This window comes from Streptomyces sp. NBC_01591, from assembly GCF_035918155.1.
GTDB lineage: Bacteria > Actinomycetota > Actinomycetes > Streptomycetales > Streptomycetaceae > Streptomyces.
Genome location: NZ_CP109327.1, coordinates 4795027 through 4809892, shown reverse-complemented (window position 1 = coordinate 4809892; position 14866 = coordinate 4795027). Strand labels below are relative to the sequence as shown.

The window sequence follows — 14866 nt, the reverse complement described above, 5'->3', positions numbered from 1 at the left end:
ACTTCCTCACCCCGTCGGGCGCCGACAGCTTCAACACCTCGCTCGACCTCATCCACACCACCCCGGCCGCCCGGCTCCGCGACGAACTCGCCACGCAGTTCCGGCGCCGCACCCCACCGCCATGGGTCCGCCTCCTCGCCGACGGCGCCCCCTCCGCCCGACGGGAACTCCGGGACGCCCTCACCACGTACTTCCACGAGCGCACGCGCCGAGCACGCCCACTGCGGCGCATGACCCGCTCCCGCCGTCGCCGTCGCGGCATCTCCGAACGACAAAACCCCGGCTCGGACAGCGTCCGAGCCGGGGTTTCCCTGAGCCCCCTGTCGGATTCGAACCGACGACCTACGCATTACAAGTGCGTTGCTCTGGCCAGCTGAGCTAAGGAGGCGTGCCGGAGCAGTGTAACCAACACCGCACCCTGCGCGGTCCCAAAATTTCGCGCCCGTCGAACTACTGACAGATTCGAAATGGCCAGGTAGCGTCGCTGAAGGTTCACTCAAGTGGACCAGACCACTCCCGCACTCGGATCGTCCGGCACGTTCCTGCCGGTGGAGGAGAAGATCCAGCATGGCCAGTGTCACGTTCGACAAGGCGTCCCGCGTCTACCCCGGCTCCACGAAGCCGGCTGTGGACCAGCTCGAGATCGACATCGCGGACGGTGAGTTCCTCGTCCTCGTCGGTCCTTCCGGTTGTGGCAAGTCGACCTCCCTGCGCATGCTCGCGGGTCTCGAGGACGTCAACGGCGGCGCGATCCGCATCGGTGACCGCGACGTCACGCACCTGCCCCCGAAGGACCGGGACATCGCCATGGTGTTCCAGAACTACGCGCTGTACCCGCACATGACCGTCGCGGACAACATGGGCTTCGCGCTCAAGATCGCCGGTGTCAACAAGACCGAGATCCGGGCGAAGGTCGAAGAGGCCGCCAAGATGCTGGACCTCACCGAGTACCTGGACCGCAAGCCGAAGGCGCTCTCCGGTGGTCAGCGTCAGCGTGTCGCGATGGGCCGTGCCATCGTGCGTGAGCCGCAGGTCTTCCTCATGGACGAGCCGCTGTCGAACCTCGACGCCAAGCTCCGTGTCTCCACCCGTACGCAGATCGCCTCGCTCCAGCGCCGCCTGGGCATCACGACCGTGTACGTCACGCACGACCAGGTCGAGGCCCTGACCATGGGTGACCGTGTCGCGGTACTCAAGGACGGTCTGCTCCAGCAGGTCGACTCGCCGCGCAACATGTACGACAAGCCGGCGAACCTCTTCGTGGCCGGCTTCATCGGCTCCCCGGCGATGAACCTGATCGAGGTCCCGATCACCGACGGCGGTGTGAAGTTCGGCAACAGCGTCGTCCCGGTCTCCCGCGAGGCGCTCACCGCCGCCGCGGACCGTGGTGACACGACCGTCACGGTCGGTATCCGCCCGGAGCACTTCGACATCGTCGAGCACGGCGGCGCCGCCGCGAAGTCCCTCTCGAAGGACAGCGCCGATGCCCCGGCCGGTCTGGCCGTCTCGGTCAACGTCGTCGAGGAGCTCGGCGCCGACGGCTTCGTCTACGGCGCCGCCGAGGTCGGTGGCGAGCACAAGGACCTGGTCGTCCGCGTCGGCGGCCGTGCCGTCCCGGAGAAGGGCACCAAGCTGCACGTCGTGCCGCGCCCGGACGAGCTGCACGTCTTCGCGACGTCGACGGGTGAGCGTCTCACCGACTGACGCCCCGCACACCCGCACCACAGCGGCCCCGCACGTTCTGCGTGCGGGGCCGTTCGCACGCCATGGGGCGCCGGAGGGTTTGGATCCGTACGGCGGCGGATTCCCCGGCACACCGGTCATTTCGCCACCGTTCGTCAACACCGGATTCGAAAAGCACCCTCGAACCATCCCCCTCAGGGGTGACGAATTGTCGCCATATCATCACTGCCCGCTACGCTCGCTGCGTGACCCACACTGCGCGCCGCATCGGCCGATCCCTCGCCTTCGTCCTGCCCGTCGTGATGGTCCTCTCCGGGACCCTCGCCGTCACCAGCGTGCCGTGGGCAGCGCACGGCTCCGAGCCGCAGGTGCTGACCGCGTCGGCCCACGACATCTCCAAGCGCGCCAAGACGCGCACCCCGCAGGACGCCCTCCGTGACCGGCTGCTCCTGGAGCTCCGGGAGAAGGACCCGGGTGTCGCGCTGACGGACCTCCAGCGCTCCGTCGAGGGCCGCCCCTCGCTCGCCCGGCACTGCATGTCGATCGCCAGGGCACTGGGCCGCGCCGCCGTCGAGAAGTACGGCCCCACGCACGCCCACCGGTTCTCGCGCCCCGTCTGCGACACGTCCTTCGCCTCGGGCGTCGCCCGGTTCAGCTGACCGGCCGGTCCGGGCACCGCATATCGTGCCTGGCATGCATACGTATCCGACGCAGGCCGTGGTCCTGGCGGGTGGCCAGGGGTCGCGGCTGCGCCCGTACACCGATGACCGCCCCAAGCCGATGGTCGAGATCCCGGGCACCGGGACTCCGATCATCGGCCATCAGCTTTCCTGGCTGGCCGCCGAAGGCGTGACCGACGCCGTGGTGTCGTGCGGTCATCTGGCCGAGGTGCTGCAGGAGTGGCTGGACTCGGCGGTGCTGCCGCTGCGCGTGACGACCGTCGTGGAGTCCGAGCCGCTGGGCCGCGGCGGCGGTCTGAAGTACGCCGCCGCCCGGCTGCCCGACCCCGAGCAGCCCTGGTACGCCACCAACGGCGACATCTGGACGCGCTTCTCCCTGCGCGAGATGGCCGCGTTCCACGCCGAGCGCGATGCGACCGCCACCCTGGCCCTGGCCCGTCCCCGCATCCCGTGGGGTGCCGTGGAGACGGACGCGTTCGGGCACATCACCGACTTCATCGAGTCGCCGCCGTCGCCGTATCTGATCAACGCCGGTGTGTACGTCTTCTCCCCGGAGTTCACAACGCTGCTGCCGGACCGGGGCGACCACGAGCGGACGACGTTCCCCCGGCTGGCCCGCGAGCGCAGGCTGGCCGGGTACCCGCTCCCGCACGGGGCGTACTGGCGGGCCATCGACACGGCGAAGGACCTCACCGAGGCCGCCAAGGAGCTCGACGGGCAGTAGAAGAACCCTGGCGCATGGCGAAGGGGCGGTCACCGGTACGAGTCCGGTGACCGCCCCTTCGCCGTGTGCCGGGCGGTGCGCGACGCTCAGCCGAGCAGGCCGCCGATGGGGTTCTGTCCGCCGCCGGAGGTACCGCCGCTGGAGTCGCCGCCGTCCGAGCCGCCGGTGGAGCCGCCGGTGGAGCCGCCGGTGGAGCCGCCACCCGTACCTGTGGTGCCGGAGGACGACGGGCCGGAGCTGCTGGACGGGGGCTGCTGCGGTGTCGTCTGCTGCGGGGTCGTCTGGCCGGTGCCCTGGGTCTGGCTGGGCTGTCCGGCACCGGCCGCCTGGCCGGACTCGCGGACGGTGCCCGCGGCGGGCGTGGACGGCGCGGTGGAGGGGGTCGTGGCGACGCTGCTCCGGGACGGCACGGGGCGTCGGCCGTCCGGAGTGTGCGAGGCCCGGCCGCTGTGGGACTCCTGCGGGAGCGGGGAGCCGGGGAGCTGGTTGGTCGGGTCGTTCGGGCCGGGCACGGTGACGACCCCGGTGGAGCGGACCGCGCCGCCGAGCACGGAGCCCACGAGAAGGGTGAGACCGACGACGACGGCGGCGACGAGGGCGCCCCGGCGCAGCACCCGGCGGCGCAGGTCCCAGATCGCCGAGCGCGGGCCGAGCCTGCGCCAGGCCTCGCCGGCGAGGCGTCCGTCGACGGAGTAGACGGGCGCTCCCGCGATGATCAGCGGGCTCCAGGCGGCGAGGTAGATGATGTCGGGCGCGTCGTAGACGGCGACGGTGCGCCAGCTCACGGTGACCAGCAGGGCGGCGGAGAGCAGCGCGCCGACCGAGGCGGCGACCCTCTGCCAGAGGCCGAGGACGGTGAGGACGCCGACGACGACCTGGAGGAAGGCGACGGTGAGCCCGGCGCCGACGGGGTGGGAGAGCGCGAAGTCGCGGAGCGGCTCGGCCAGCGCCCAGGGGTGCAGCGAGGTCAGCCACTTGACCATGGAGCCGCGGTCGCCGCCGTCGAAGTAGACGGGGTCGCACAGCTTGCCCATGCCGGCGTAGATGGAGATGAAGCCGAGGAAGACGCGCAGGGGAAGCAGTACGACGCCGAGGTTCATCCGGCGGCCGGGGTAGTAGGCGTGCCGTACGGAGTCGCTGGTCTGGCGCCCGTTCCGGGCCTCGGTCCCGTCGTCGAACTCGTCCTCGTCGTACGCCTCGTGTGCGTACGGCGCGCTGTCGTAGGCGCCGACCGCCTGGCGCATGGGCGGCAGCAGCGGTCCGTTGCCGCGGCGGCCGGGCTGGTGGGGGGCGGTGATGACGGGGTTGGGCTGGGTCTCTTCGAGGAGCTCGATGACCTGGGTGCCGCCCGTGCCGTGTCCGCCGTCGAACTCCGGGGCCGCGTAGGGGTCGTAGGCGTCGCGCCTGGTGGCCGGGCGGCCCGCGGTGGAGTTCCGCACGGCCTGGAGGAGCCCGGTGGCGCCGGGGTCGCCGGGGGCGGACCTGCCGCTCCACACGACGGGCGAGCGCCTTCCGCGGGCCGCTCCTGCGCCGCTCATGGCGGGAACCCTGGGCGCGCCGGCGGGGGCCAGACCGCGCAGCCGCGGGCGCTGGCCGGGGGCGAGCTGCACCCGGAAGCTGGCGTGGTTGACGATGACCTGCGCAGGGTCGCAGTCCACCTTGGTCATGCTCAGGGCGGGTTGTTCGTCGAACCGAGGCGTTCTGGTGTCCACACTCATCTAACCGAGTGATGTGTGTTTAGGACACTGCCTTGACGGGCCCGATGTGTCCGAGGCCCGTCAACGGGGTCCGGCGGGGGGAGGCAGGGCCTGATCCGCCGGACAGGCCCTGGTCGGTCGTCCCCCGGCCGGGTGGACTTTCAGGCCCGGCGCCGCGCGACCTCGTACAGCACGATCCCGGCCGCGACACCCGCGTTCAGCGACTCCGCGCCGCCCGGCATCGAGATGCGGACCCGGTAGTCGCAGGTCTCGCCGACGAGGCGGCCGAGGCCCTTGCCCTCGCTACCGATGACGATGACGACGGGCCCGGCGAGCTCTTCCAGGTCCTCGACGGTGTGCTCGCCGTCGGCAGCCAGGCCGACGACCGTGAGGCCGGCCTTCTGGTAGCCCTCCAGGGCCCGGGTCAGGTTCGTCACCCGGGAGACCGGCGTACGGGCCGCCGTGCCGGCGGAGGACTTCCAGGCGCCCGCCGTCATCCCGGCCGCGCGCCGCTCGGGCACGACCACGCCGTGGCCGCCGAACGCGGAGACGGAGCGGACGATGGCGCCCAGGTTGCGCGGGTCGGTGACGCCGTCGAGGGCGACGATGAGGGGGTCCTCGCCGTTGTCGTACGCGGCGGCGGTGAGGTCCTCCGGGTGCGCGTACTCGTACGGCGGAACCTGGAGGACGAGGCCCTGGTGGTTCAGGCCGTTCGTCATCCGGTCCAGCTCGGGGCGCGGGGCCTCCATCAGGTTGATGTTGCCGCGCGCGCCGGCGAGCTGGAGCGCCTCGCGGACCCGCTCGTCGTTGTCGATGTACTGCTGGACGTAGAGGGTCGTCGCCGGGACGCCGTCGCGCAGGGCCTCGTAGACCGGGTTGCGGCCGACGACCATCTCGGACGTGCCCTTGACGCCGCCGCGCCGCGGTGCGGGGCGGCGGGCCGCGGCCTGCTTGGCCTGGGCGTTGGCGACGCGGTTCTTCTTGTGTCCCTTGCGGGCGGAGGCGGGCGGCGTCGGCCCCTTGCCTTCGAGGCCACGGCGTCGCTGCCCGCCGCTGCCGACCTGCATGCCCTTCTTGTTGGACGTGCGGCGGTTCCTGCGCTGGCTGTTCCCGGCCATGACCTACCTGTTTCGTTGCTTCTCAGACATGCGTACGTAAGTGAAGTGTGCCGCCCGGAACGCCGGGCGGCACACGGTGGGGACTACTGGCGCGGGCCGAGTGTCCACCGCGGTCCGGTGGGGCTGTCCTCGATGACGAGTCCGGACTGGTTGAGCTGGTCGCGGATGGCGTCGGCGGCGGGCCAGTCCTTGCGCTCGCGGGCCGACTGGCGCTGGTCCAGGACGAGCCGTACGAGCGTGTCGACGACCCCGTGGAGATCGTCGCCGCGGTCGCTCTCGCCCGCCCAGTGCTCGTCGAGCGGGTCGAGGCCGAGAACGCCGAGCATCGCGCGGACCTCCGCGAGCCGGGCGACCGCGGCCTCCTTGTCGTCGGCGGCCAGTGCGGAGTTGCCCTGGCGGACCGTGGTGTGGACGATCGCGAGCGCCTGCGGGACGCCCAGGTCGTCGTCCATCGCCTCGGCGAAGGCCGGCGGCACCTCGGTGGCGGGCTCGACCGTCTCGCCCGCCTTCTCGGTGACGCGCTGGACGAAGCCCTCGATCCGCGCGAACGCGGACTCGGCCTCGCGCAGGGCCTCCTCGCTGTACTCGATCATCGACCGGTAGTGCGGGGTGCCGAGGTAGTAGCGCAGCACGATGGGGCGCCATGCCTTGACCATCTCGCTGACCAGCACGGAGTTGCCCAGCGACTTCGACATCTTCTCGCCGGACATGGTGACCCAGCCGTTGTGCACCCAGTACTTCGCGAACTCGTCGCCGTAGGCCTTGGCCTGGGCGATCTCGTTCTCGTGGTGCGGGAAGATCAGGTCGATGCCGCCGCCGTGGATGTCGAAGGCGGTGCCGAGGTACTTGTGCGCCATGGCGGAGCACTCCAGGTGCCAGCCGGGGCGGCCGCGGCCCCACGGGGTCTCCCAGCTGGGCTCGCCCGGCCTGGTCGCCTTCCACATGGCGAAGTCGCGCTGGTCGCGCTTGCCGGTCTCGCCGTCGCCGGACGGCTGGCGCAGATCGTCCAGGTCCTGGTTGGAGAGCTCCAGGTAGCCGGGGAACGAGCGCACGTCGAAGTAGACGTTGCCGTCGGCCGCGTAGGCGTGACCGCGTTCGATCAGGCCCCGCATCATCTCGATCATCTCGGGGACGTGACCGGTGGCGCGGGGCTCGTAGGTGACCGGGAGGCAGCCGAGCGCGTCGTAGCCGGCGTTGAACGCCCGCTCGTTCTCGTACCCGATGGCCCACCACGGGCGGCCCTGTTCCGCGGACTTCGCGATGATCTTGTCGTCGATGTCGGTGACGTTCCGTACGAACGTGACGTCGTAGCCGCGGTACTCGAACCAGCGGCGCATGATGTCGAAGTTCAGCCCGGAGCGGATGTGCCCGATGTGCGGGGCGGCCTGGACGGTCGCGCCACAGAGGTAGATCGAGACACAGCCCGCTGTGAGCGGTACGAAGTCACGGATCTGCCGGGCGCTGGTGTCGTACAGGCGAATAGTCACGCCTCAAGGGTAGTGGGCGCGCACCAGTGCCCCGCGACCCCTTGGGGATCGCGGGGACAAGTTTGTGACGGCGGGGGTGTCTCAGATGCGTCCGACGACCTTGCGCGGGGTGATCCGGACGACCACGCGTTCGGCGTCGTCGGCGGAGGAGGGGTTGAACTCCGCGTACTTCTTGCCGGTGTACTTCACGGACAGCTCGTCGATGAGCTCCTCGCCGCCCTCGGTGGTCAGGGCGGCGGTGCCGCGGATCTCGGCGTACGTGTACGGGGCGGCGAAGGGCTGCACGACGACGGAGACCCGCGGGTCGCGGCTGAGGTTCTGCTCCTTGCGGCGGCCGACCGTCGTCGAGATGAGCACGTCGTCGCCGTCGCGCTTGACCCAGACCGGGGAGACCTGGGGGCTGCCGTCGGGCTGGATGGTGGCGACGGTGACGAAGACGGGGGTGTCGAGCAGCGCCTTGAGTTCTTCGGAGAGTGCGGCGGGCATGGCGTACGTCCTCCCAGTGGGATCGGTGGTGCCTCTACCCGTACCCCAACCCCGTTTCAATGCTCCCGCTTCCCGTTCCTGCCCACCGGAAGGGTCAAGGCGAGCGCGGCACCCGTGAGCGGCGGGGGTGGCGGTGCGCAGTACGTACCCGTCGGCTCCGGCCGTACCGGCGCCTCCGCCATCGTGCTCATCCACGCGCCCACCGCCCTCGTACGACACATCGCTTGCCGCACCAGCGTATGTGCAAGTGATGTGCAACAAGGCTGTGGCCCTGGAATACCGGCAGGTCAGGGCCGCGACCGGGTCAGCCGGTGCGGTAGACCAGCGCGGTCGCGATCCCGGCGATGCCCTCGCCCCGCCCGGTGAAGCCGAGCCCGTCGGAGGTGGCCGCGGAGAGCGAGACGGGCGCCCCCACGGCGGCCGACAGCACCTTCTGCGCCTCGTCGCGCCGCTTGCCGATCTTCGGCCGTACGCCGACGACCTGAACGGCGACATTGCCGATCTCGAAGCCCTCGGCCCGCACGATCCGGGCCGCCTCGGTCAGCAGGGTCACCCCGGCCGCGCCGGACCACTCGGGCCGCCCGGTGCCGAAGTGCTGCCCGAGGTCGCCGAGCCCGGCGGCCGAGAAGAGCGCGTTGCACGCGGCGTGCGCGACGACATCGGCATCCGAGTGCCCGGCCAGACCGGGACCCTCGCCCTCCCAGAGCAGCCCCGCGCACCACAGCTCGCGGCCCTCTTCGAAGGCGTGGATGTCGGTGCCGATCCCGACCTGCGGGATCACCGGAGCGTTCCGTTCCTCAGAAGCCATCGTTCGCCCTCCTGCGTGCGAGTACCGCCTCGGCCAGCACCAGATCCAGCGGCCGGGTCACCTTGAACGCCTCTTCGTGCCCGGGTACGACCACGACGGGCGCCCCGAGCTGCTCCACCATGCCCGCGTCGTCCGTCGCGCCCTCACCGCTGACGGCGACGGCGGCGTGCGCCCGTACGAGCGTGTCGCGGTCGAAGCCCTGCGGGGTCTGCACGGCACGCAGCCTGGCCCGTACGGGCGTGCCGAGCACCGGCTCCGGCTCCCCCGGCGCACCCGGCTCGACCTCCTTGACGGTGTCGGCCAGCGGCAGCGCGGGGACGACGGCGGGCGCCCCGTCCCGTACCGCCTCGATCACCGCGTCCACCGTGTCGACGGGCACCAGCGGGCGCGCCGCGTCATGGACGAGGACGGCGGAGATGTCCTCGGGCAGCGCGTCGAGGCCGAGCCGCACCGACTCCTGACGGGTGTCGCCGCCGGGCACGACGAGGTAGTCGGTGCGCTCGGGCAGGGCGTGCTCGTCGAGCAGGTTCTTGACCTCGGGGGCGCCGTCCGGCGGTGCGACGACGACGACCAGGGAGACGGAACGGGACGCCGCCATGGCCCGGACCGCGTGGATGAGCATGGGTGTCCCGCCCAGCGCACGGAGCGCCTTGGGGGCACCCGGACCGAGCCGTACGCCGCGGCCGGCTGCGGGAATCACGGCGGCGGTGCGGTACGGACGCGATTGATCAGACATCGGTTGCACTCCGGAGCTTCGGCATGTTTGTTTCCACAGCCGACATGGGTATGGCCACAAGCGAGCCGGGCGCCATGCCACGACTCGACCGGGCCCTTTCCGTGACACCCGGTCGATTCGGACAAGCCGCACCGGTCGCTCGGGATCGGCTACACAAGATCGCGAGCAACGTATCGGGGGTATCACCGATGAAGCCAACGCATCGGTGAATCGGGACGTAATCCGGACAGGCTGCGCCAGAAATTCAGCCACGCCGCGGCCGCACCCAGCCATACCGCAGCTGAATCCGGACATGCGGCGGCGCCCGACGACATACCGTGAATACGGTTGTCAGCGGGCACCGCGGCACATTGATTACGACCGGCGCGAGCCGGTTCAGGACGCGAGAACCTCGTCGAGCAGAGCCTCGGCCTTGTCTTCGTTCGTGTTCTCCGCGAGCGCGAGCTCGCTCACCAGAATCTGGCGAGCCTTGGCGAGCATGCGCTTCTCACCTGCGGAGAGTCCACGCTCGCGCTCACGACGCCACAGGTCGCGAACCACTTCGGCGACCTTGATGACATCGCCGGAGGCGAGCTTCTCGAGATTTGCCTTGTAGCGCCGGGACCAGTTCGTCGGCTCCTCGGCATACGGTGCACGAAGCACCTCGAAGACCCGGTCCAGCCCTTCCTGCCCGACCACGTCGCGCACACCCACGAACTCCGCATTGTCCGCCGGCACGCGAACCGTCAAGTCGCCCTGGGCGACCTTGAGCACCAAGTAGGTCTTGTCCACGCCTTTGATCTGGCGAGTTTCGATAGCCTCGATCAGCGCGGCCCCGTGATGGGGATAGACCACGGTGTCGCCAACCTTGAACGTCATGTGACAGGTACCCCTTCCGTGGCTATCAAGAGTAACACGAGAACAGCTTCTCCTGAATGACGTTTTCGCAGGTCAGGGCATATCTCGGGGCTTGACAACAGCGACGCGTACGTGCTGCGGAAGGTTCACGGGGGACGGTATTCGCAGGTCGGAGCGGTTGCGCGGGCGGGGCGAAACGCGCACGTCACACACATCGGAACCACCCCACGAAGGGGTTGAACATCCCGTTTTGCCGGATTCCGGATGGTGAACTTTCCGTACTCCGTTCGAAGACCGATCACCCGTACGGAGCTAAGTGCCGCTGATCAATGGAATTGATCAACAACCCCGCTCGATCGCTTATACGCACGGAATGCGCCACGCTCCATGAATTGATCACCGGCGATATGTGAACGGCATGTGTCAGCCCGTTTCGGCGTGCGCCGACCCGCGAGCCTTTGCCGGGCAGCAGGCCTCCGAACGGCACGACCGCAGGAAGTACCGAGGCGCCCAGGGCCTCTCGTTCGGATCACGCCGGGCTCGCGTGATCCGAACGAGAGGACCTAGAGGCGGGTCGGGTGCGGGGCGGGCCGGGCGGCTCGGTAGCCTAAGGCCGCTGACACACCCTTAGGGCGGCTTTACGTCGCTCCCCTCCCGTCCGCAGTCCGAACGTTCAAGGAGATGCCGCCGCCGTGAGCCGCAGCCTTCGACACGGCGCCCTCGCCGCCACAGCCATCGTGTTCTCGATCGCCTCGCTCACCGCGTGCGGTGCGGGCAATGACGCCGCGACGCTCAAGGTCAGGCCGGACACTGCTGCCACCACCATCGGTGACATCAGCATCCAGAACGCGAACGTCGTCACCCAGCCCGAGCGCACGGCCGAGGGCCCGGCCGTCGTCGCCGCGACGCTGTTCAACAACGGCACGAAGCCGCAGACCCTGGAAGCCGTCACGCTGCCGGGTTCGAGCGCCTCAGTGCAGCTGCACGCCGCCAAGGGCGCCGGACCGGTCGTCGTCCCGGCCGGCGGCACGGTGATCCTCGGCGGCGAGGGCAACGCGTCCGCCGTGATCGAGAACGGCCGCGAGGCCGCCCAGGCGGGCAATGTGCAGCCTGTCGTCTTCAAGTTCAGCTCGACCGGGGAGATCCCGCTCGGCGCGTTCGTCGTCCCGGCGACGGGCTACTTCGCGGACTCCGGCCCGAGCGCGCTGCCGGTGGCGCCGGAGAAGTCGCCCGGGGCGAAGCCGACCGGTTCCGCCTCCGGGACGCCGGAGGGCACCCCGACCGACGCCGCGTCCGCCTCGGCGCAGTCCCACTGACCGCACGCGGACAGCGGCGCGCGGACACCTGACGCGCCGGTACGTGAACGAACGGCGGAGGGCGCCTCCCTTTCGGGGAGCGCCCTCCGCCGTTCGCACACCTGACGGTTTACGGCTCGAACTTGTACCCCAGGCCCCGCACCGTCACCAGGAAGCGCGGAGCACCCGGGTCGGGCTCGATCTTGGCGCGCAGCCGTTTGACGTGAACGTCGAGGGTCTTGGTGTCACCCACGTAGTCCGCGCCCCACACCCGGTCGATCAGCTGCATGCGGGTCAGGACCCGGCCCGCGTTGCGCAGCAGCATCTCCAGCAGGTCGAACTCCTTGAGCGGGAGGTCGACCTTGCCGCCGGCGACGGTGACGACGTGGCGGTCCACGTCCATCCGCACCGGGCCCGCCTCCAGGGCGGCCGGGGTGACCTCCTCCGGCTCGCCGCGACGGCGCAGCACCGCGCGGATGCGGGCGACCAGCTCCCGCGAGGAGAACGGCTTGGTCACGTAGTCGTCGGCTCCTATTTCCAGGCCGACGACCTTGTCGATCTCGCTGTCCTTCGCCGTGACCATGATCACGGGGACATTGGACCTGCTGCGCAGCTGACGACAGACCTCCGTGCCGGGCAGGCCCGGCAGCATCAGGTCGAGCAGTACGAGGTCGGCGCCGTTGCGCTCGAACTCGTCAAGCCCGTCCGGGCCCGTGGCCGCGATGGCGACCTCGAAGCCTTCCTTGCGGAGCATGTAGGACAGGGCGTCGCTGAAGGATTCCTCATCCTCGACGACGAGCACTCGGGTCACGGAAGGACCTCCGGGGCAGGGAATGATTCAAGGGTGTCGGGGTGAGCGGGTCCATGGGGGCCCTCGTCGCCGTTGACGACGGGCGGTCCCGAGCTGCGGTCCCGTTCCCGTACGGAGCCCGCTTCGGGCAGCCGCAGGGTGAAGGTGGAGCCCTGGCCCTCCGAGCTCCAGACCGTGACCTCCCCGCCGTGCGAGGCGGCCACGTGCTTCACGATGGCGAGGCCGAGGCCGGTGCCACCGGTGGCCCGTGAGCGGGCCGGGTCGACGCGGTAGAAGCGTTCGAAGACCCGCTCGCGGTCCTTCTCCGAGATGCCGATGCCCTGGTCGGTCACGGCTATCTCGATCTGGTCCCCGCCGGGCACGGACAGTCGCCTGGCGGCGATGCCCACTCGGGTACGGGCGGGGCTGTAGTTGACGGCGTTCTCGACGAGATTGCCGAGCGCCGCGGCGAGCTGGCCGCGGTTGCCCCAGATACGAAGCTCCGCGGTGCCGCCCGCCGCCATGGTGATCTGCTTCGAGCCGGCCTGCTGGCGGCAGCGGTCGATGGCCTCGGCCACCAGCTCGTCCACCCGGACCGGCTCGGCGTCCTCCAGCGGGTCGTCGTTCTGCACCCGCGAGAGGTCGATGATCTCCTGTACGAGGTTGGTCAGCCGGGTCGCCTCGATCTGCATCCGGCCCGCGAACCGTTCCACCGCCTCCGGGTCGTCGGAGGCGTCCATCACGGCCTCGGAGAGCAGCGAGAGCGCGCCGACCGGGGTCTTGAGCTCATGGCTGACATTGGCGACGAAGTCGCGCCGTACCGCTTCTATCCGGCGGGCCTCGGTGAGGTCCTCGACCAGCAGGAGCACCAGCCGGGAGCCGAGCGGGGCGACCCGGGCGGAGACCGCGAGGGCCTCGCCGCGGCCCGTGCCGCGCCGGGGAAGGTCCAGTTCGCCCTGCCGTATCTCACCGTCACGGCGGGTGTCCCTGGCCATGTTCAGCATCGCGTCGACGGCGAGCCGTCCGCCCCTGACCAGTCCCAGCGCATAGGCGGCGGAACTGGCCTTGACCACACTGTCGCTCTCGTCGAGCACGACCGCCGAGGAGCTGAGCACGGACAGGACCGTGTCCACCCCGGGCGGCAGGGGCGCGTTGCTGTCGGGCCGCATGGAGGTTCGCGTCGGCTTCTTCTGGTCGCGCTCGCTCCAGCGGAACGCAAGCATGGCGATGACGCCGGTACACGCACCGCCGATCGCCGCAGCTGCGGCGACTGCCGCGTTCACGTCCATACGTCAAGGTTATGCGGGTCCGGGAGGACTCTCCCAGCCATCCGAGTGCGTATCCGAACACTCGTCGCCCAGAGTTCACCGAGGAGCAAGGGTTGGTTCACTTGGGCGGCCGGAAGCCGACGCGTACGCCACTCAGGGTGGCAGCGTGGGGTTCGAAACCTGGCCCCGGCCTTACCAAGGACTGGAGAGGGACTTCCATGCGTGACGCGTACCACGAGGAACTCGACTCGATCGGCGAAGGGCTGGTCGAGATGGCCCGCCTCGTCGGGTCGGCGATCGGCCGGGCGACGACGTCCATGCTCGATGCCGATCTCAAGCTCGCGGAGAGCGTGATCGCCGCCGACCAGAAGGTCGACGACCTTCAGCACGACCTGGAGGCGCGGGCCATCGCCCTGCTCGCGCGTCAGCAGCCCGTGGCGACGGATCTGCGCATCGTGGTCACCTCCCTGCGGATGAGCGCCGACCTGGAGCGCTCGGGCGACCTCGCCCAGCACGTCGCCAAGCTGACCCGGCTGCGGTTCCCGCAGTCGGCGGTGCCGAACGACCTGCACGCCACCATTCTGGAGATGGGGCAGCTGGCGCAGCGCCTGATGGCCAAGGCCGCGGAGGTGATCATCACCAAGGACGTCGACCTGGCGCTCCAGCTGGAGCAGGACGACGACGAGATGGACCTGCTGCACCGCACGCTGTTCCAGCACCTGATGGACGACCGCTGGAAGCACGGCATCGAGACCGCCGTCGACGTGACCCTGCTCGGCCGCTACTACGAGCGCTTCGCGGACCACGCGGTGTCGGTCGCCAAGCGGGTCGTCTATCTGGTGACGGGCGAGCACGCCGACGAGATCCAGCAGCAGACGCCGGTAGAAGGCGCGTGACCGGAGGCGCATGAAAGACGCGTGACCAGAGCGCGTACGGGCGTGCGTGGGCGCATCGGGGTCGTAAAAGTGTTTCTGCGCGTATGCGCCGTTGATGCGCCCGCCCGGGTGGGCATGCAATGGGGTGGGGCGGCACGCCTTGTCCGTACGCCCCGGTCGTACGCGCGTCTTCGTGGCGTACGGCCCTGTCGTACGCCTTGAGGAGGAACCATGGCCGATTCCCCCACGACCGACCCTCAGCAGGAGGCACCCGCCGAAGTGGTGCACCTGACCCTGCTCGGCGCCTGCGGCTGCGGCTCGGGCTGCGGCTGCGGCTGCCAGTCCGGGGCCCCGTGCCAGTGCGGTGGCTGCTGCGGCTGAC

The 14866-nt window shown here is 70.3% G+C and carries 15 protein-coding genes and 1 tRNA gene; 6 read left to right on the top strand and 10 right to left on the bottom strand.

Annotated features, from left to right (window positions below):
• Positions 1-314 precede the first annotated feature (314 nt).
• Positions 315-388 (bottom strand) — tRNA-Thr (locus tag OG978_RS22430).
• Positions 389-567: 179 nt separating this feature from the next.
• Here OG978_RS22430 and OG978_RS22425 point away from each other — a divergent pair.
• The 3 genes from OG978_RS22425 to OG978_RS22415 all read left to right on the top strand — a co-directional run bounded on the left by OG978_RS22425 (position 568) and on the right by OG978_RS22415 (position 3087).
• Positions 568-1704 carry an ABC transporter ATP-binding protein gene (locus OG978_RS22425; protein WP_266913842.1) on the top strand — a complete coding sequence of 379 codons (1137 nt, stop codon included), beginning with the start codon at positions 568-570 and terminating at the stop codon, positions 1702-1704.
• A 224-nt stretch (positions 1705-1928) separates the two neighbouring features.
• A complete protein-coding gene (locus OG978_RS22420; protein ID WP_326766929.1) occupies positions 1929-2342 on the top strand; it encodes a hypothetical protein in 414 nt (137 codons plus the stop codon).
• Between the two features lie 34 nt (positions 2343-2376).
• A complete protein-coding gene (locus OG978_RS22415; RefSeq protein ID WP_326766928.1) occupies positions 2377-3087 on the top strand; it encodes a nucleotidyltransferase family protein in 711 nt (236 codons plus the stop codon).
• 86 nt (positions 3088-3173) lie between these two features.
• Here OG978_RS22415 and OG978_RS22410 read toward each other — a convergent pair whose 3' ends face one another.
• The 7 genes from OG978_RS22410 to OG978_RS22380 form a co-directional block, all read right to left on the bottom strand.
• Positions 3174-4805, bottom strand: a complete 1632-nt coding sequence (locus tag OG978_RS22410; RefSeq protein ID WP_326766927.1) for a DoxX family membrane protein — start codon at positions 4803-4805, stop codon at positions 3174-3176.
• Positions 4806-4945: 140 nt separating this feature from the next.
• Positions 4946-5902, bottom strand: a complete 957-nt coding sequence (gene rlmB / locus OG978_RS22405; protein ID WP_266730848.1) for a 23S rRNA (guanosine(2251)-2'-O)-methyltransferase RlmB — start codon at positions 5900-5902, stop codon at positions 4946-4948.
• An 83-nt stretch (positions 5903-5985) separates the two neighbouring features.
• Positions 5986-7389, bottom strand: coding sequence for a cysteine--tRNA ligase (gene cysS / locus OG978_RS22400; protein WP_326766926.1), 1404 nt, complete (start codon positions 7387-7389; stop codon positions 5986-5988).
• Between the two features lie 81 nt (positions 7390-7470).
• Complete coding sequence (locus OG978_RS22395) at positions 7471-7875, bottom strand: PPOX class F420-dependent oxidoreductase (RefSeq protein WP_326766925.1); 405 nt, start codon at positions 7873-7875, stop codon at positions 7471-7473.
• A 304-nt stretch (positions 7876-8179) separates the two neighbouring features.
• A complete protein-coding gene (gene ispF, locus OG978_RS22390) occupies positions 8180-8683 on the bottom strand; it encodes a 2-C-methyl-D-erythritol 2,4-cyclodiphosphate synthase (RefSeq protein WP_326766924.1) in 504 nt (167 codons plus the stop codon).
• Positions 8673-9419: a 2-C-methyl-D-erythritol 4-phosphate cytidylyltransferase gene (gene ispD, locus OG978_RS22385; protein WP_326766923.1), complete on the bottom strand. Its 747-nt coding sequence runs from the start codon at positions 9417-9419 to the stop codon at positions 8673-8675. Before ispD ends, ispF begins: the two co-directional genes overlap by 11 nt.
• A gap of 375 nt (positions 9420-9794) precedes the next feature.
• On the bottom strand, positions 9795-10277 hold the full coding sequence (locus OG978_RS22380) for a CarD family transcriptional regulator (protein ID WP_006380568.1): 483 nt from the start codon (positions 10275-10277) through the stop codon (positions 9795-9797).
• A 671-nt stretch (positions 10278-10948) separates the two neighbouring features.
• On the opposite strand from OG978_RS22380, the gene OG978_RS22375 reads away from it, so the two are divergent.
• Positions 10949-11572 carry a DUF461 domain-containing protein gene (locus tag OG978_RS22375; RefSeq protein ID WP_326766922.1) on the top strand — a complete coding sequence of 208 codons (624 nt, stop codon included), beginning with the start codon at positions 10949-10951 and terminating at the stop codon, positions 11570-11572.
• A 109-nt stretch (positions 11573-11681) separates the two neighbouring features.
• On the opposite strand, the gene OG978_RS22370 is transcribed toward OG978_RS22375, so the two are convergent.
• Positions 11682-12362, bottom strand: a complete 681-nt coding sequence (locus OG978_RS22370) for a response regulator transcription factor (RefSeq protein WP_072487966.1) — start codon at positions 12360-12362, stop codon at positions 11682-11684.
• A complete protein-coding gene (locus tag OG978_RS22365) occupies positions 12359-13630 on the bottom strand; it encodes a sensor histidine kinase (protein WP_326766921.1) in 1272 nt (423 codons plus the stop codon). Before OG978_RS22365 ends, OG978_RS22370 begins: the two co-directional genes overlap by 4 nt.
• Before the next feature lie 197 nt (positions 13631-13827).
• Between OG978_RS22365 and phoU the strand changes: the two genes are divergently transcribed.
• Together phoU and OG978_RS22355 are read left to right on the top strand one after the other, a co-directional pair.
• Positions 13828-14505, top strand: coding sequence for a phosphate signaling complex protein PhoU (phoU, locus tag OG978_RS22360; RefSeq protein WP_326766920.1), 678 nt, complete (start codon positions 13828-13830; stop codon positions 14503-14505).
• Between the two features lie 210 nt (positions 14506-14715).
• A complete protein-coding gene (locus OG978_RS22355; RefSeq protein WP_177328251.1) occupies positions 14716-14865 on the top strand; it encodes a hypothetical protein in 150 nt (49 codons plus the stop codon).
• Position 14866: the final 1 nt, after the last annotated feature.

Bases quoted from the DNA above. Each gene is read 5' to 3' on its own strand.
- phoU (WP_326766920.1), top strand. From the start codon at position 13,828: ATGCGTGACGCGTACCACGAGGAACTCGACTCGATCGGCGAAGGGCTG.
- OG978_RS22380 (WP_006380568.1), bottom strand. From the start codon at position 10,277: ATGACGTTCAAGGTTGGCGACACCGTGGTCTATCCCCATCACGGGGCC.
- OG978_RS22395 (WP_326766925.1), bottom strand. From the start codon at position 7,875: ATGCCCGCCGCACTCTCCGAAGAACTCAAGGCGCTGCTCGACACCCCC.
- OG978_RS22410 (WP_326766927.1), bottom strand. From the start codon at position 4,805: ATGAGTGTGGACACCAGAACGCCTCGGTTCGACGAACAACCCGCCCTG.
- ispF (WP_326766924.1), bottom strand. From the start codon at position 8,683: ATGGCTTCTGAGGAACGGAACGCTCCGGTGATCCCGCAGGTCGGGATC.
- OG978_RS22365 (WP_326766921.1), bottom strand. From the start codon at position 13,630: ATGGACGTGAACGCGGCAGTCGCCGCAGCTGCGGCGATCGGCGGTGCG.
- OG978_RS22425 (WP_266913842.1), top strand. From the start codon at position 568: ATGGCCAGTGTCACGTTCGACAAGGCGTCCCGCGTCTACCCCGGCTCC.
- OG978_RS22355 (WP_177328251.1), top strand. From the start codon at position 14,716: ATGGCCGATTCCCCCACGACCGACCCTCAGCAGGAGGCACCCGCCGAA.
- rlmB (WP_266730848.1), bottom strand. From the start codon at position 5,902: ATGGCCGGGAACAGCCAGCGCAGGAACCGCCGCACGTCCAACAAGAAG.
- OG978_RS22415 (WP_326766928.1), top strand. From the start codon at position 2,377: ATGCATACGTATCCGACGCAGGCCGTGGTCCTGGCGGGTGGCCAGGGG.
- ispD (WP_326766923.1), bottom strand. From the start codon at position 9,419: ATGTCTGATCAATCGCGTCCGTACCGCACCGCCGCCGTGATTCCCGCA.